The sequence below is a fragment of the Candidatus Nitrotoga fabula genome, from assembly GCF_905221025.1.
Classification (GTDB): Bacteria; Pseudomonadota; Gammaproteobacteria; order Burkholderiales; family Gallionellaceae; genus Nitrotoga; species Nitrotoga fabula.
On sequence record NZ_CAJNBL010000037.1, the window covers coordinates 1 to 1,013 of the forward strand.

1 protein-coding gene is annotated in these 1,013 nt (G+C 53.3%); it reads right to left on the reverse strand.

The window, feature by feature from the left end; translation table 11 throughout:
- The coding region (locus KJA68_RS08310) for a tetratricopeptide repeat-containing glycosyltransferase (RefSeq protein WP_213036474.1) at positions 1-992 on the reverse strand (992 nt) is incomplete at its 3' end.
- Between the last annotated feature and the right edge of the window lie 21 nt (positions 993-1,013).

A 1,013-nucleotide genomic window follows, 5' to 3' on the forward strand; every position in this document is an offset into this window, starting at 1 on the left:
TCCGGATCGTTCAGAAGTGATAAGTACATTTCCTTGCACCGGGCTTTATCTCCGGTCCAGTATAGAGCCAGAGCATATTCGTCTATCCGGCGCCATTGATAGTATTGGATTTCCACAAAAAGAGTATCTGTACTTACTGGAATCTGCATTGCCTGGCTCATGATCATCAGCGCGTTATGATACTGTTTGCGCAACCTGAAATGGATTGCCAGCCGAACGAGTGGTTCGACACGAGCAGGGCGGCGGTTATAGGCATCCAGATACCTCTTGATGACAATCGCGCTCTCCTGCCCGGTTGCTTCGGCCAGAGTGGCTGCCTGATATTCGGCATGCCAGCCTTCTTCCTCCCATCCGCCCATTTGGGCGCGCCTGTCGTAATTTTCCAGGGCCAGCTGTAATTCTCCCGCATCGCGCCAGCTTTGCGCCAGATAATACACGTAGCGGACGTTATCGGGCTCATTCCTGAGCGCTTCCGTCAGTATGGCCGCGTCTTCCCGGTATTTGTCGGGGTTGCGGCTGCGCGCACCCTCCGTTGTGTACTCGACATAGGGGCCGGACATCCTGATCTTTTCGCATTCGTGATCCGATTTCAAATACTCGTGCAGCACCCCCTCATAGCGCCATTCAAGCGCGGTTTGGATCAGGCAGACCCGCTGATAGCGTAAATTGGCATGTTTCATTTCCAGAGAATATGCGCCTGCTTCCAGTTCAGGCAGGCTGAACCCTTGCGGAATATGCAGGATTTCATCCGCGTCAATGACAAACAAATAATCGGTGCGCTTCCCCAGTAACTGGATTGCTTCTGTACGGTTGGCGCCGAAATTGCGCCAGGGCCTTTCATGCAGTTCGCCGGGCATATCCGCCATGATTTCCAGTATTTTGGCTTGCGTGCCATCCGTGGAGCCTGTGTCCACAATCAGCCAGAAATCCAGCCATGGCCGGACACTGGCAAGACAACGTTCGATGACAGAAACTTCATTTTTAACGATCATGCACAGGCCGATCGTACGGCG